Here is a 15,258-nt window from a genome sequence, read left to right on the forward strand (position 1 = left end):
AGTTTCCCGGGATAATCATAGCGGCCGGTGCGGGTCTGGCTATGGAAATAAGCGCCTAATTCCTCCACTGGATGGGCGGGGTAATCGCATGCGGCATGACTTACCCCCACTCCACCTCGCTTCGCTCGGCACCTCTCCCCCTCAAAAGGGGAGAGGAAGGGTGCGAGCCTGCGGTCGGCGCTTCCTCTCCCCCGTCGAGCGGGGGAGAGGTGGTTTGCAAAGCAAACCGGAGTGGGGGTCGATTTCCATATCGCACCTCCTTTGCTCGCCGGCGCTTTGACAAAACCCGGCGTTGCTGCTCAAACACGCCATGTCCAAAGCGCTGTCGCTCGTCATCATCGGCATCATGCTGATCCAGGTCATCAAGCCGCTCGGCCTGCCGGGCTTGAGGCAGCGGCGCGACTTCTGGAAGCTGGCGCTTCTGGCGCTGGGGGCGATCGCGCTGACCGTGCTTCTCAGCCACGGGCACTGACGGGCGCGGACAAGACCGGTCTGTCGGTCGCCGGTTCGGGTGGCGCTGCAATTTCCTGTCCGAGCACCGGTCTGCCGGTTGATAGTCCGAGGCATGGGTCCCCGGAACCTCCGCATCTCGCTTCGCTCATGCTCCGGTCCGAGGACGACGGACTGGTAGAGACCCGGATAATTGGGAACGTTCGAGATTTGCGCGAGCCATTCTTCCGCCGTCGTCCTCGTGCCCCGAGCGCGAGCGTAGCGAGCCAGCGAGGGGTTACGGGGACCCATGCCTCGACAGTCGCGCAGCCGAAGTAGCTGCAGAATCAAGCTGCGGGGATGCGGGATCGGGGACTTTCGCCGGTGCCCCTTCGCAACACTCGACCGCCTGCCGGCTCAGCCTTCCGCCAGAACAAGGTCGGCCAGGTGCTCGGCCCAGGCGCGGTAGCCGGCGGCCGAGGCGTGGAAGCCGTCGGTGGAAAAGCCGGCCTGCGGGTCGGGGATGGGCAGGCGCGTGGCGGGCACCGCGCCACGTTCGTGGCACAGCCGCGTGCCGAGCGCGTTGAGCGCGCCGGCGCGGATTTCGAGGATCTTGGCAAGCAGCGGCGGCAACGCCGGCACACGCGTAAACTCCACCACTGGCGACCACACCACCCGCGCCTCCGGCCACTTGGCGCGCAGCGCGTAGAGGAGGCCGCCAAACTCCTTCTTGAAGCGGCGCAGCGTGTGGAAATTCTTGGTGTCGTTGGTGCCGATGGACAGCACGATATGCGTCCACGGGTCGGGCGAGAGGTTGGGCAGCACATGGTCGCGCAGCTCTCCGGCCGTGGCCGAGTTGAAGCCTGCTGCGCGCCAGCGAACCGCGCGGCCGGTGCGGGCCGAGATCAGCGATGCCAGCTGCGCGGCTAACCCGTCCTGCGAATGGTCGATACCGACGGAAGCGGCCGAGGAATCGCCCAGCACCAGAAGTGAGACGGCAGGTTGGCTGCCTTCGATGGCGTGCAGAACCGGCCCGCGCGCCGGCAGCATGCGCGAGGTACGGCGGCGCACCCCAAGCCCCTGCCAGACATAGGCGGGAAAAGCGAGCCAGGTGAGGAGCGGGGCAAGGCGCGACATGGGCCGGTTATAGAGCGAGCCAATTGCCGTGACTATGCCGGAACATATGTCAACCTGATCACCTCCTCGCCGATGCGATCGCTCGCCACGAGGCGCAGTCGGGGCCGCGGCCCGGCGAAGAACGGCTTGCCGCCGCCGAGCACAACCGGATGGAGGTACAATCGATACTCGTCGACAAGGCCCAGCTCGGCCAGACCTGCCGCCAGCTCTGGTCCGGAAACTTCAATCTCACCATCGAGCTGAGTTTTCAGCCCGCGTATCGCCGCCTCGACGTCATCCTTGACAAGAGTGGCGTTGGGGCCAACCGACTTCAACGAGCGTGACACGACCCATTTCGGTTGGCTCCGCCACGCCGCCGCATAGTCACGTTCCGCCTCGTCCCACTCGGAATGGTCTTCGTCCCAATACCGCATCACCTCGTACATGCGGCGACCGTAGACAGTGCCGGCCAGCCCGCGCACGTCGTCGATGAAATGACGAAAAACCACGGGATCGGGCGCAAATGCCATGTGGTCGACATAGCCGTCCAGCGACTGGTTCAATGCAAAGACGAGCCTCGCCATGTGGGATATCCTCCTCGCTACCTCCTGGAAGCTGCCGAGGGTACGTAGAAATGAAGCGGGCTACAATCCGGGGCAGCAGATGGTCGCGCAACTCTCCGGCCATGGCCGAGTTGAAGCCCGCCGCACGCCAGCGCACGGCGCGGGGCCGGTTATGGAGCGTGACCGGAGAGGCGGAAACCCGGCTTGCGCGGTACTGACTTGGGAGAGAAGCCGGAGACCTAGCGGGGCAGTCAGCTCACGACCCCATTGTGGTCGTTTGAGCCATAGTACGAATTCCTAAAGCTTCCGATCGCTGCCGTAAGGCAAGACCGGCATGCCACATTCCAACCAGCCGGATCGTACTGGCGGTGTCCTGAAATCCACCGCCAGGTCGCGGCAGAATGATTTAAATGGTCAATGTAATCGCTCGCTTTCATGCAGCCGGGAAGGGAAGACCTACCGGGGCAAACATTATCGATCCACGTTGCAACTAGTAATGGTGCCGCGCAAAATTATGCAATAAATTAACGATCAAGCAAAAAAATGAGCGTCGATGTCTGTGGAACGCGCCTTCAACCTTTTTGTTTATTTTGATGAGGGATTAGCTCGGCAATATGGCGCTCGCCATCACCGTCTAACGGGCAGTGACGAGGCTAAACTAAAACACTTGTTAGCCAACGTTGAGACCGACCACACAAACGCCAAGCGTTTTGATTTCGAACGGACCTTCACCCCCGATGAGTGGGTTGCAGCGCAACGCTTTAGCGAAGTAACTCACTATTTCGAGGAGGCGTTCTGTCACTTTAGAGCGCCTCGTGAGGTAATTTATTGTGTGACGCCAGTTGTCGATGGTGTGCCGACTGCAGGTCAACAGGTTTCCACCGGCCCGTTTCGCGGCGATGCCGTGACACAGATCGAAGGGCGCGGATCTGTCCCGGACTATTTGGTCACATACGTGCGGGAAAATAAATTCTGCTTGGCCGAACTGCTAAACGACGACTATTTCAAAGCTATCAAGTTACTTTTCAACTCAGGCCACCATGTATCATCGGCAAAGTTGCTTATGTCGTGCGTCGATACGCTCGCTTTTGTGGAACACGGCGACGTTCGCGGCAATTTCACCGACTGGCTGGACACATATGTGGACCTCAAGCCAATCGGAATCAGCGCCGTTGAGGTCTGGGAATTTCGAAACTCGATTCTCCACATGACCAACCTCGCATCGCGACAGGTCCTCGCTGGAAAGGTGTCTTCCATAGCGCCTTACATTGGAAGGACCCCGTTAATGCCACGATTAGACCCGCGTATGCCCAAGCCGTTCAACCTCTATCTATTGATGTTGGCCGTCGCCGACGGTGCGGCAAAATGGGCGCAGACCTATGCCGATACAGAGAAAATGTTGAAGTTCATTGAGCGGTACGACACAACGATCTCAGATGGGCGCATGGCAAAATGGTCTACGGATTAGTTTCCCTCACAATTTCTGCCTCACAGGCCTCAGTTCCAATGGTGGCCTGTCCGCCAATAGCGCCAAATTAGCCGATCACCGAATGTCTGCTTTTCGACCTGATGCGTCAGAAGGAGACAGTCCGCTACCCACCCCATCTGAGACCTTCTTAGCGAAGGCCAGCTGGACACCTGCCGCCCAAAAGAAAAAGCCCCGCGCGAGGCGGGGCTTCGATGCTCGGAAAAAGCCTTGGGAAAAAGCCTCAGGCGGCCTTTTCCAGCTGCTGCTGCCACTCGCCGAGCGTGGCAAGGCTGTTCATGTGGGCGCGGTGGGCGAAGGCTGCCTGCGCGGCGGCGACGTTCTCGGCCTTGCCGCTCCATGCCTTCTGCGGGGCGGCCTGCAGGGCGCGGCCGTAGGAGAAGGTGAGCTTCCACGGCTGCGCGCTGGCGGCGTTCATGGCGTTGAGGTTGGCGGTGGCCTCCTCGTCGGACTGGCCGCCCGACAGGAAGGCGATGCCCGGCACGGCGACCGGCACCGTCTCGCGGAACAGGCGCAGGGTCTTTTCCGCGATCTCTTCGGCCGAGGCCGTCTTGCCGGACTTCTTGCCGGGGATGACCATGTTCGGCTTCAGGACCGTGCCTTCCAGCTTGACGCGCGCGGCATAGAGTTCGCCGTAGAGCTTCACCAGGCCGGCCTTGGTCACCTCGTAGCAGGTGTCGATGTCATGGGCGCCGTCCATCAGCACTTCCGGCTCGACGATCGGCACGATGCCGGCTTCCTGGCAAAGGGCCGCATAGCGGGCCAGCGCATGCATGTTGGAGCCGATGGAGGTGGCCGAGGGAACACCCCTGGTGGTGTCGATGTCGATCACCGCGCGCCATTTGGCGAAGCGGGCACCGAGCTTGTAGTACTCGGCCAGGCGCTCGCGCAGGCCGTCGAGGCCCTCGGTGATGGTATCGCCCGGGAAGCCGGCCAGCGGCTTGGCGCCGGCATCGACCTTGATGCCGGGGATGGCGCCGGTGGCCTTGATGAGATCGACCAGCGGGGTGCCGTCGGCGGCCTTCTGACGGATCGTCTCGTCATAGAGGATGACGCCCGAGATGTAGTTCTTCATTGCGTTGGTCGAGCGGAAAAGCAGCTCGCGGTAGTCGCGGCGCGAGTCGGCGGTGGATTCGACGCCGATCGCGTCGAAGCGCTTCTTGATCGTGCCGCTGCTCTCGTCGGCCGCCAGAATACCCTTGCCGCTTGCCACCATGGCGGCGGCGATGTCTTCGAGACGTTCGGTCATGAAACCCTCCTATGTCGTTCGAGGGGCGCATAACAGAAGTATCCGCACAACGGAATGGCGGTCAAATGCTTGAATCGATTGAAAGGCTGGACGGTCCCCGGATAAAGCATTTCGCCCCTCGAAAGGGGCGAAAAGGGCCGTGAAGACCGGGGTTTTCTCTGGCAAGACAGCTTCAGGCCTTCAGCACGTCCACGCCGGGCAGCGGCTTGCCTTCCATCCATTCCAGGAAGGCGCCGCCGGCGGTGGAGACATAGGTGAAGTCGTCGGCCACGCCGGCATGGTTGAGGGCCGCGACGGTGTCGCCGCCACCGGCGACGGAGACCAGCTTGCCCTCCTTGCTGCGGGCGGCCGCATGCTTCGCCGCCGAGACGGTGGCGCGGTCGAAGGGCTCGATCTCGAAGGCGCCGAGCGGGCCGTTCCAGACCAGTGTAGCGGCGCGGTCGATCCACTGGTTGACGGTCTCGATGGTCTTGGGGCCCACGTCGAGGATCATGGCGTCGGCCGGAACCTGATCGATCGCCACGGTCTCGTTGGCGGCGTTGGCCTTGAACTCGCGCGCCACCACGCCGTCGGACGGCAGGATGATGGCGCAGCCGGTCTGGGCGGCCTCGATCATGATCTGCTTGGCTGTCTGGGCAAGGTCGTGCTCGCACAGCGACTTGCCGACATCGGTGCCGCGCGCGGCGAGGAAGGTGTTGGCCATGCCGCCGCCGATGACCAGCGCGTCGACCTTCTTCACGAGGTTCATGAGCAGGTCGATCTTGGTCGAGACCTTGGCGCCGCCGACGATGGCCACCACGGGGCGGACCGGATTGCCGAGGCCCTTCTCAAGCGCTTCCAGCTCGGCCTGCATGGTGCGGCCGGCATAGGCCGGCATCAAATGCGCCAAGCCCTCGGTGGAGGCGTGCGCGCGGTGCGCGGCCGAGAAGGCGTCGTTGACATAGATCTCGCCATTGGCCGCGAGCGCCTTGGTGAATTCGGGATCGTTCTTTTCCTCGCCCTTGTGGAAGCGGGTGTTTTCCAGAAGCAGCACGTCGCTGTCCTTCATGGCGGCGACCGCCTTGGCGGCGGCGTCGCCGACGCAGTCGGACGCGAAGGCGACGGGACGGGCAAGCACCTGCGCGGTGGCCTCTGCGATGGGCGACAGCGACAGGGCCGGGTCGGGGCCGTCCTTGGGCCGGCCGAAATGGGCGAGCAGGATGACCCTGGCGCCGCGGCCGGAGAGTTCCGTGATGGTCGGCGCGACGCGCTCGATGCGGGTGGCGTCGCTGACCTTGCCGTCGGCGACGGGGACGTTGAGGTCCACGCGCACGAGGACACGCTTGCCCTTGACCTCGCCAAGGTCATCGAGCGTCTTGAAACCGGCCATGGGCAATTCTCTCCTAGCTGCAATGGCGAAACTGTATAGCGGCTTCCGTCGGATGCAAGATTGGCAATTGGTGGAGAACGCGCGACCAATCGCAGCGCCCCCGCGGCCGGTGAGGCAGAGGCTTTGCCGCCTAGCCGCGGAAGGCGAAGGGATCCGGCCGGCGCGGGCGCAGCCGCCGCCGCTGTCGCTGCCCGCCAGGTGTGGTGAACCACGTCGAAAGTTTCTGTGGACCGCACAAAGGCGGAGCTGGCGGGCTGGTGGCGGCGAGGGATTGCGCGCTTTGCGTTGCTGCGCGACAACATATGCCGAGATTGTTGGGCGAAGCGCCAGAAACGCCTGCCAGCCACCTTGAATTTCTGCGGATGTTCCGTTGACTTGAAAGGGGTTGGGACGTGGCGCAACAGGTCGCCGGTTTCGCGGCGAGGGGGACGTCATGATGGTTGATCGCATTCGGCCGATGTTGGCTGCGTTTGCATGCGGCGGTCTGCTCGCGGCGGGGGGCTGCATGCGCACATCCGATGGTTCGATCGAGTTCCGGCCGCTGGGTTCGGCGCCGGGCCTGCTGAGCAGCGAGCCGCTGGCCGTGGCGGCCTTCCCGCCGGTGCCGCCCATTCCCGCCTCGGAGCGGGCGCGAAAGGCGCCGCGCAAGAAGACGCCCCCGGCCAAGCGCCAGGCGGCTGTGCAGACCGAGATGGCACAGGCCGAGCCTGCGGCGGCCCCGGCCGCCTCGCTGTTGTGCCACGAGGTGACCCAGCCCACAGGCCGCGTGAAGGTGGTGTGTGAGTGACGCCCTGACCGCCGGCGCGTGCGGCGCGGGTCAGGGTTAATAGGGGCCGTAGCAGGCCCGGTTGTCGATCACCCGGCATTCGTCGCCACGAAAATTCGAATGGGCGGCATAGCGGACGACCCCGGCAAAGGCACCGGCAAAGGCGGCCGACAGCAACAGCACCAGTGTCATGCGAGCAAGCAGCATCCGCGTGCACCCTATCGAAAGGCCCTTTTGCCCGCCGCCAGGATATCGCCCCGCTTCATCAAGCCTTCAGCAAGCTTTCGGCGAGATTAACGCATAGATGTGCTCAAAAAAAAAGCCGTCTCAAAGTTGAGACGGCTTTTTGAGTAAGGGCACGGCAGGCTGAAGGGGGGCTCTACCTGACGTGCAGGGTAAAGGATTTGGAGGGAGAAAGGTTCCGTGCCTTCGAGAATTTTTTTTGAAGCGGTGGTGCAATCGGCTTCAACCCATCGTTACGCAGGAGGCGGCTCGGCAAATGGGCGTAGGCTTGGAACTTTCCCAAGACTGAACTGTTGTAGCCGAAATGCGCCAAGATGGGCGAGCGCGACCGTGGAAGAACACAACGAAATACGGGATACTTTACGTCAAGCCTGCGACACGCTGAGGCTGCTGCGCCGCACCATCGCCGCGGTGGACAGCGATTACGTGCTGAACGACCTGGGTGCGCTTCTATCGGTAGCCGAGCAGGAAGCGTTGCACAGGTTGCGGGAAAACGAAAGCAGGGCCTGACCGCAGTTGAACTGACTGGCTGCTATTCGGCAGCAAATTGCGCATCTTCCGCTTCGTCCGGCAGGTTGGGATCGCCAGGGGCGGTTTCGCAGTCGAGATCGGGGAAGGCAACGACCCGGTTGCCGCGAAAATCAGTCCGCACCACCAACAATCCACGTTCCTCGAAATAGGTGAGCACGCGCCGCGCCCGCCGCGCGGAGTGGGTGCCGTAGGCGCGCGCGAGTGCTGCATCCGAGGGGCAGGGCGCGCCCGTGACCGCAGCCTGCGCGACGACGAGGAACACGCCCTGCACATCATCGGGAACGGTGGCCGAAAGCTCGAGCGCCTGTTGCCAGCCATCGCTGGAGGCGGTGGTGTTGTCGACGCCGGCGCGCGCCACCGCAAGCCTGCGGCGGAAGGCGGGCAGCGACAAGGGCTCGCCCGGCACGCGGCGGATGCGGCAGCGGACGAGAAAATCCTGATAGAGGATGGCGTCGGTGCGGAAGGAGGAGTCCGCGTCTTCCAATATCTCCTTCAGCACCAGCTCGATGCGTTCATCGCGGTCGGCTTCGTCGATAATGGCGAAGACCGGCTCGGCGGGCGCCTCCGGCGCGGGCTTGGGCTGCGAAAGCTGTGCGAGAATGTCGGCCGTGGGCGTTGGCGCAGGCGGCGGGGGCGTGCGCTTGACCACCGGGCGCCGTTCCTCCGGGCCGGGTGTGAAGATGAGCTCGCTGGCTTCTTCCGGCGCGGTCTCGGGCAGCGGCATCAGCTTGGGGCTGGTGGAGCGCGCCGCGGTCTCGACCGGGCCGATGGTCACCGGCAGCGGCCGGCGCGCGATGGACGGGCCGAGCGCCACGAAATGGCCGCGGCCAAGGTCGCGGAACATTTCCGCCTGGCGCTTTTCCATGCCGAGCAGATCGGCGGCGCGCGCCATGTCGATGTCGAGGAAGGTGCGGCCCATCAGGAAGTTCGACGCTTCGGCGGCGACGTTCTTGGCGAGCTTGGCCAGGCGCTGGGTGGCGATGACGCCGGCCAGGCCGCGCTTGCGGCCGCGGCACATCAGGTTGGTCATGGCCGCCAGCGACAGGCGGCGGGCGTCGTCGGCGACCTCGCCGGCAGCGGCGGGCGCGAAGAGTTGGGCCTCGTCCACCACCACCAGCACCGGATACCAGTAGTCGCGTTCGGCATCGAACAGGCCGCCGAGGAAAGCGGCGGCGGCGCGCATCTGCTGGTCGACGTCGAGGCCTTCGAGGTTCAGCACGACGGAAACGCGGTGCTGGCGGATGCGGGCGGCGATGCGGGTGAGCTCGGCCTCTGTGCGCGCGGCATCGACCACGACGTGGCCGAACCTGTCCGCCAGCGAGACGAAGTCGCCCTCGGGATCGATGATGCACTGCTGCACCCAGGGCGCGCTCTGTTCCAGCAGGCGGCGCAGGAGGTGCGACTTGCCCGAGCCGGAATTGCCCTGCACGAGCAGACGGGTCGCCAGCAATTCCTCGAGGTCGAGCATTGCAGGGGTTCCGTTGGGTCCCGAACCTATGTCAATGCCTACCTTCATTGCGCCTCCTCGACGCATCGGATGAGTTTCGTGGGTTTCAACGGTTTGCCTGCGGGGCAGGCGCGGGGAGACTCACTTCAAGCCTCGCAAGCGCGAGCATTCTTTAACATTTTGGCAGGGCGGTTGCGCAAGCCCGTGGTGAAACCCACAGGTGAAAGGTCGCGGGGCGATGACAATCGAGCTTATCTGGACCGGAGCGGACGTCCCCACCGTAGAGGCATGGATTCCCGACACTCTCCGCTCACTTCGTTCGCTCACGAGGTCTGGAATGACGATTTCATGTAGCGTTTTCGCAAATCGCCGACGTTGAAGATGGGCGCGAGCGCTATTGCATTCGTCATTCTCGACACTCTCCGCTCACTTCGCCCGCTCGCGAGGTCGGGGATGACGGGTTTCATCTGGGCTCGCCGCAAATCGCCGACGATGAAGATGTGCGCGAGCGCAATTGCATTCGTCATTCTCGACACTCTCCGCTCACTTCGCCCGCCCGCGAGGTCGGGGATGACGGGTTTCATGTGGGCTCGCCGCAAATCGCCGACGTTGAAGATGTGCGCGAGCGCTATCGCCGGTCTTGTACCCCCACCCCTAACCCCTCCCCACAAGGGGGAGGGGAACTTTGTTGCATGACAACCCGGCATCAAGCTTCGCCGTTTGTGGCGGGCAGGATGATGAAATCGTCTCCCTCCCCCTTGTGGGGAGGGGACAGGGGTGGGGGTATCTCAATTTGTGCGACGGCCGAAATCAGGAGATCACGCGCTGCGCCGGAACCCTTCGCTGGTGACGAGCAGGTTGCGCGTGTATTCCTGCGCCACCTTGCGCGCGGCGAGGTCGGCGGAGGACAGCAGCTCCACCTCCTGGCCGTGCTGCATCACCATCAGCCTGTCGCACATGTGGGTAACGACGGCGAGGTCGTGGCTGACCATGACGAAGGTGAGGTTTCGGTCCGCGCGCACCTGTTCGAGCAGGTTGAGCACTTCGGCCTGAACCGATGCATCGAGCGCCGAGGTCGGCTCGTCGAGCAACAGGATGGAGGGTTCGAGGATGAGCGCCCGGGCGATCGCGACGCGCTGGCGCTGGCCGCCGGAAAGCTGGTGCGAGTAGCGGAAACGGAAGGCGGAGCTGAGGCCCACCTCGTCCAGCGCGCGCAGGATGCGCCTTTCGGTGTTGTCGAAGCCGTGGATGGCCAGCGGTTCGAGCAGCAGACGGTCGACCGTCTGGCGCGGGTGCAGCGATCCGTAGGGGTCCTGGAAAACCATCTGCACCTGGCGGTAGAAGGCCTTGTCGCGGGTCTTGCCCAGCGGCCTGCCGCTCACGTCGATGGTGCCGCCGGTGACGGGTGCGAGGCCGGCCACCGCGCGCAGCAGGGTGGACTTGCCGGAACCGGATTCGCCAACCAGCCCGAAGGATTCGCCCGGGGCGACCGAAAGGCTGACATCCTTGAGCGCGACGAAGTCGTCAAAGACGACGCGGAGGCTGTCGATTGCGAGTGCGGGGGTCATAGCGCCCATTCCGGTTTGCGGTCGAGCACCGGCAGCGGGTGCCGGTCGGCGCCGATCTTGGGCATGCAGTTGAGCAGGCCGCGCGTATAGGGGTGCTCGGCTTCCGAGAGCTTCGAGGCGGGCAGTTCCTCCACGATGCGGCCGGCATACATGACGATGACGCGGTCGCAGAAGGATGAGACCAGGCGCAGGTCGTGCGAGATGAAGATCAGGCCCATGCCGCGCTCGGCCACCAGCCGGTCGAGGATGCCCAGCACTTCGAGCTGCACGGTGACGTCCAGTGCCGAGGTTGGCTCGTCGGCGATCAGCAGTTCGGGGCCGGCCACCAGCATCATGGCGATCATGGCGCGCTGCCCCATGCCGCCCGACACTTCGTGCGGGTAGAGGTCGAAGACGCGCTCGGGATCGCGGATCTGCACGGCGGCCAGCATGTCGAGCGCGCGGCGGCGCGCTTCGGATCTGCCGACCGGTTCATGCGCGCGCAGCGCCTCGACGATCTGGCGGCCGATGGTCATGACCGGGTTGAGCGAATATTTCGGGTCCTGCAGGATCATGGCGATGCGCTTGCCGCGCAGCGCGCGCCGCTGGGCGGCCGATGCCTTCAGGAGATCGATGCCGTTGAAATCGAGCCTCCTGGCCGTGATCTCGGCATGTTCCGCCGTCAGGCCCATGATGGCGCGGCCGGTCTGCGACTTGCCGGAGCCGGATTCGCCGACGATGCCCAGCCGTTCCTTGCCGAGCGAGAAGGAAACGCCGCGCACCGCCTGCACCAGGCCGGTGCGGGTGGGGAAGGCGACGCGCAGGTCTTCTACCTGGAGAAGCGCGCTCATTGGCTGTTGCCCCGTGGATCAAGCGCGTCGCGCAGCCCGTCGCCCAGCAGGTTGAAGCCGAGGCTGACGATGAGGATGGCGACGCCGGGCATGGCGGCCACCCACCACTGGTCGAGGATGAAGCGGCGGCCCGACGCGATCATCGCGCCCCATTCGGGCAGCGGCGGCTGCGCGCCGAGGCCAAGGAAACCGAGGCCGGCGGCGGTGAGGATGATGCCCGCCATGTCGAGCGTGACGCGCACGACGAGCGAGGAGATGCACAGCGGCATGATGTGGCGCAGCACGATGCGCCAGGGCGAGGCGCCCATCAGCCGCACGGCGGCGATGTAGTCGGAATTGCGCACCGTCAGCGTCTCGGCGCGCGCGATGCGGGCATAGGGTGGCCAGGAGGTGATGGCAATCGCAATGATGGCGTTGCCGATGCCGGGCCCGAGTGCTGCGACGAAGGCCAGCGCCAGCACCAGCTTGGGGAAGGCGAGGAAGATGTCGGTGATGCGCATCAGCACCGCGTCGACCCAGCCGCCGGCATAGCCGGCCACGGTGCCGACCAGCAGGCCGATAGGGGCGGCGATGACCGCGACCAGCACGACGACCTGGAGCGTGAGCCGCGAGCCGTAGATGAGCCGCGAGAGGATGTCGCGGCCCTGGTCGTCGGTGCCCAGCCAGTGCTCGGTATCTGGCGGCAGCAGGCGCGACTTGGCGAGATCGCCGACATAGGGCGAATAGGGCGCAAGCAACGGCGCGAAGATGGCGACGAAGATCAGCGCCAGGATGATGAGCATGCCGATGACGGCAAGCTTGTTGGCCGTGAAACGGCGCCAGGTGACATAGGCGCGGCCGAGCCGGGCCTGCATGCGCGATTGCGGCCTGTCGGTGAGCAGCCATTCGCGGCGGGAGAGGGCAAGTTCGCTCATCTGGCGCGCGTCCTCGGGTCGAGCATGCGGTAGAGCACGTCGGAAAGAAGGTTGATGGCGATGAAGACCGAGCCGATGACGATGGTGCCGCCCAGCACGGCATTCATGTCGGCGTTCTGCAGCGAATTGGTGATGTAGAGGCCAAGGCCCGGCCAGGCGAAGACGGTCTCGGTCAGCACCGAGCCTTCGAGCAGCCCGGCATAGGAAAGCGCAATCACGGTGACCAAAGGCACGGCGGCGTTGCGCAGCGCGTGGCCCCAGATGATGCGCGTTTCCGACAGGCCCTTGGCGCGGGCGGCGACGATGTATTCCTGCTGCAGCTCGTTCAGCATGAAGGAGCGCGTCATGCGGCTGATATAGGCCAGCGAGAAATAGCCCAGCAGCGAGGCCGGCAGGATGATGTGGGCGAAGATGTCGCGGAAGGCCGCCCAGTCGCGATTGAGGATCGCGTCGAGCAGATAGAAGCCGGTGATCGGGGTGAAGGTGTATTCGAACACCACGTCGATGCGGCCGGGGCCGGCGGTCCAGCCGAGCCGCGCGTAGAACACCAGCAGCGCCAGCAGGCCGAGCCAGAAGATCGGCACCGAATAGCCGATGAGGCCGATGATGCGCACGACCTGGTCGGCGAAGCTGCCGCGCCGGACGGCGGCCAGCACGCCAAGCGGAATGCCGAACGCGGCGCCGATGATGGTGCCGACGGTGGCGAGCTCCATCGTGGCCGGGAAGACGCGGCGGATGTCGGTCATGACCGGGTTGGTGGTCAGCACCGATGTGCCGAAATCGCCCAACAGCACGCCCTTCACATAGAGGAAGAACTGCTGGTAGTAGGGCAGGTTCAGGCCCATCTCAATGCGCGTGCGCTCGACCACATGGGCGGGAGCGCGGTCGCCGACGATGGCCAGAACCGGATCGATGGGAACGACGCGGCCGATGAAGAAGGTGACGGCCAGAAGGCCGAGATAGGTCGTGGCCACAATGACCAGAAAACTGGCGATCGAGGCGGCGGTGGCATAGGCGCGCCTTTTGGCGCGCCCTGCCGGCAAAAGCGTTTCCGTACTCAACGGAGCGATCCTTTCCGGATCAATCCTTGGTCACGGGCGCTAGGAAGTTCGAGTCGAAGTTCGGCCCGAGCTTGTAGTTCTTGACGTTGCCGCGCACGCCGGCGACCTCGGTCTGCTGGAACAGCATCACGAAGGGGCTGGTGTCGAGCGCTTCCTGCTGCAGCTTCTGGTACATTTCGGCGCGCTTGTCGTTGTCGCGTTCCAGAAGGGCGGCCTTGGTCTGCTCGGTCAGCTCCGGCACATCCCAGGCATTGCGCCAGGCCAGCGTCTTGACCGTGCCGTCGTCGGCGTTGTTCGGGTTGGAGGTGAAGGTTTCCGCGTTCGAGTTCGGATCCCAGTAGTCCATGCCCCACTGGCCGATATACATGTCGTGGTTGCGGGCACGATACTTGGTCAGCGTCTGCTTGCCGTCGCCGGGCAGGATCTCGATCTTCACGCCCGCCTGGGCGGCAGTCTGCTGGAACGACTCGGCGATGCCGGTGACCGGCTGGCCGTTGCGCACGTCGAAGGTGACCGAGAAGCCGTCCTTCAGGCCGGCCTTTTCCAGGAGTTCCTTGGCCTTGGCGACGTCGAGCTTGAACGGATCGGAGTCGAGTGCACCGAGAACGCCCTTGGGCTGGTAGGTCTGGCGAATCTCGCCAATGCCCTTGATCAGGGTCGCGCCGATCGCGTCGTAGTCGACGAGATATTTGAAGGCCTCGCGGACTTCCGGCTTGGCTAGGTTCGGGTTCTTCTGGTTGAGGCTGATGTAGTAGACCGTGCCCTTCGGCGCCGAGGTGGTGGCGAGGTCGGCGTTCTTCATCACCGCCTCGTAGTCGCCCGGCTCGAGATTGCGGGCCACGTCGATGTCGCCGGCCTCGAGCATCAGGCGCTGGGTGGCGCTTTCCTTGACGTGGCGATAGATGACGCGGGCGAGCGCGGGCTTTTCGCCGTAGTAGTTGTCATTGCGCTCCATCACCAGGATTTCGTTGGCGCGCCAGTCGCGGATCTTGAAGGGGCCCGAGCCGGCATAGTTGGTCTTCATCCAGGCGTAGCCGAAGTCGGTCTCGTATTTGTAGTCGTCGCTCGGCGTGGTGGCCTCGGCGTGCTCCATCACCAGCTTCTTGTCGAGCACGGCGCCGACGGTGGCGGTGAGGCAGTTGAGCACGAAGCTCGGCGCGTAGGACTTGTCGACTGTGAACACGAAGGTGTTTTCGTCGACGGCCTTGGCCTTCTCGGTAACGTTGTCGCCGGTGAGGCCGAACTGGGTGAGGATGAAGGCCGGGCTCTTGTCGAGCTTGACGGCGCGCTCGAACGACCAGGCGACGTCCTCGGCGGTAACCGGATTGCCGGAAGCGAACTTGATGCCGGGCTTCAGCTTGAAGGTGTAGGTGAGGCCGTCGTCGGAAACGGTCCAGCTTTCGGCGATGCCGCCCCTGACCTTGGTGGTGTCGTCGGTGTCGAGGCGCACCAGCATGTCATAGGCGTTGCCGAGGAATTCGGCGGGGCTGAGCTCAAAGGACTCGGCCGGGTCAAGCGTGATGGTGTCGTCAATGGCCCAGGCCAGGACCAGCGTGTCGGCGGGCGTTGCGGCGAAGGCCGGAGCGCCGGCGAAGGCCAGCATGGAGAGGGCTGCAGCGCCCGCCAGAAGCGGACGGAAGCGTGCGTTCATTTTTCCGATCATCATGTCGAATTGTTCCCCTGTTG

The 15,258-nt window shown here is 64.4% G+C and carries 16 protein-coding genes; 4 read left to right on the plus strand and 12 right to left on the minus strand.

Annotated features, from left to right (window positions below; genetic code table 11):
- The first annotated feature begins 310 nt into the window (after positions 1-310).
- Entirely contained in the window at positions 311-472 is a 162-nt protein-coding gene (locus ABLE86_RS17550) for a hypothetical protein (protein WP_348780265.1), read from the plus strand.
- Positions 473-846: 374 nt separating this feature from the next.
- Here ABLE86_RS17550 and ABLE86_RS17555 read toward each other — a convergent pair whose 3' ends face one another.
- Together ABLE86_RS17555 and ABLE86_RS17560 are read right to left on the minus strand one after the other, a co-directional pair.
- Positions 847-1,566, minus strand: coding sequence for an SGNH/GDSL hydrolase family protein (locus tag ABLE86_RS17555; RefSeq protein ID WP_348780266.1), 720 nt, complete (start codon positions 1,564-1,566; stop codon positions 847-849).
- A gap of 32 nt (positions 1,567-1,598) precedes the next feature.
- Positions 1,599-2,129: a dihydrofolate reductase family protein gene (locus ABLE86_RS17560; protein ID WP_348780267.1), complete on the minus strand. Its 531-nt coding sequence runs from the start codon at positions 2,127-2,129 to the stop codon at positions 1,599-1,601.
- 532 nt (positions 2,130-2,661) lie between these two features.
- On the opposite strand from ABLE86_RS17560, the gene ABLE86_RS17565 reads away from it, so the two are divergent.
- Positions 2,662-3,576: a hypothetical protein gene (locus ABLE86_RS17565; protein ID WP_348780268.1), complete on the plus strand. Its 915-nt coding sequence runs from the start codon at positions 2,662-2,664 to the stop codon at positions 3,574-3,576.
- A gap of 241 nt (positions 3,577-3,817) precedes the next feature.
- On the opposite strand, the gene ABLE86_RS17570 is transcribed toward ABLE86_RS17565, so the two are convergent.
- On the minus strand, positions 3,818-4,843 hold the full coding sequence (locus ABLE86_RS17570; RefSeq protein WP_348780269.1) for a class I fructose-bisphosphate aldolase: 1,026 nt from the start codon (positions 4,841-4,843) through the stop codon (positions 3,818-3,820).
- Positions 4,844-5,015: 172 nt separating this feature from the next.
- The gene (locus tag ABLE86_RS17575; protein ID WP_348780270.1) at positions 5,016-6,212 is read right to left on the minus strand and encodes a phosphoglycerate kinase; all 1,197 of its coding nucleotides are present in this window, start codon (positions 6,210-6,212) and stop codon (positions 5,016-5,018) included.
- 505 nt (positions 6,213-6,717) lie between these two features.
- Between ABLE86_RS17575 and ABLE86_RS17580 the strand changes: the two genes are divergently transcribed.
- On the plus strand, positions 6,718-6,999 hold the full coding sequence (locus ABLE86_RS17580) for a hypothetical protein (protein WP_348780271.1): 282 nt from the start codon (positions 6,718-6,720) through the stop codon (positions 6,997-6,999).
- 36 nt (positions 7,000-7,035) lie between these two features.
- On the opposite strand, the gene ABLE86_RS17585 is transcribed toward ABLE86_RS17580, so the two are convergent.
- On the minus strand, positions 7,036-7,185 hold the full coding sequence (locus ABLE86_RS17585; protein ID WP_348780272.1) for a hypothetical protein: 150 nt from the start codon (positions 7,183-7,185) through the stop codon (positions 7,036-7,038).
- A gap of 366 nt (positions 7,186-7,551) precedes the next feature.
- Between ABLE86_RS17585 and ABLE86_RS17590 the strand changes: the two genes are divergently transcribed.
- Positions 7,552-7,731: a hypothetical protein gene (locus ABLE86_RS17590; RefSeq protein WP_348780273.1), complete on the plus strand. Its 180-nt coding sequence runs from the start codon at positions 7,552-7,554 to the stop codon at positions 7,729-7,731.
- 22 nt (positions 7,732-7,753) lie between these two features.
- On the opposite strand, the gene ABLE86_RS17595 is transcribed toward ABLE86_RS17590, so the two are convergent.
- The 7 genes from ABLE86_RS17595 to ABLE86_RS17625 form a co-directional block, all read right to left on the minus strand.
- Positions 7,754-9,268, minus strand: coding sequence for an ATP-binding protein (locus ABLE86_RS17595; protein WP_348780274.1), 1,515 nt, complete (start codon positions 9,266-9,268; stop codon positions 7,754-7,756).
- 254 nt (positions 9,269-9,522) lie between these two features.
- The gene (locus ABLE86_RS17600) at positions 9,523-9,783 is read right to left on the minus strand and encodes a hypothetical protein (protein ID WP_348780275.1); all 261 of its coding nucleotides are present in this window, start codon (positions 9,781-9,783) and stop codon (positions 9,523-9,525) included.
- A 234-nt stretch (positions 9,784-10,017) separates the two neighbouring features.
- Entirely contained in the window at positions 10,018-10,767 is a 750-nt protein-coding gene (locus ABLE86_RS17605) for an ABC transporter ATP-binding protein (RefSeq protein WP_348780276.1), read from the minus strand.
- Positions 10,764-11,597, minus strand: coding sequence for an ABC transporter ATP-binding protein (locus ABLE86_RS17610; protein WP_348780277.1), 834 nt, complete (start codon positions 11,595-11,597; stop codon positions 10,764-10,766). The genes ABLE86_RS17605 and ABLE86_RS17610 overlap by 4 nt, the downstream gene beginning before the upstream one ends.
- Positions 11,594-12,511, minus strand: a complete 918-nt coding sequence (nikC, locus tag ABLE86_RS17615; RefSeq protein ID WP_348780278.1) for a nickel transporter permease — start codon at positions 12,509-12,511, stop codon at positions 11,594-11,596. The genes ABLE86_RS17610 and nikC overlap by 4 nt, the downstream gene beginning before the upstream one ends.
- A complete protein-coding gene (locus ABLE86_RS17620; protein ID WP_348780279.1) occupies positions 12,508-13,572 on the minus strand; it encodes an ABC transporter permease in 1,065 nt (354 codons plus the stop codon). The genes nikC and ABLE86_RS17620 overlap by 4 nt, the downstream gene beginning before the upstream one ends.
- A 19-nt stretch (positions 13,573-13,591) precedes the next feature.
- Positions 13,592-15,235, minus strand: a complete 1,644-nt coding sequence (locus tag ABLE86_RS17625) for an ABC transporter substrate-binding protein (RefSeq protein WP_348780436.1) — start codon at positions 15,233-15,235, stop codon at positions 13,592-13,594.
- Positions 15,236-15,258: the final 23 nt, after the last annotated feature.

The sequence above is a fragment of the Mesorhizobium sp. KR2-14 genome (assembly GCF_040049255.1).
Lineage (GTDB): Bacteria > Pseudomonadota > Alphaproteobacteria > Rhizobiales > Rhizobiaceae > Pseudaminobacter.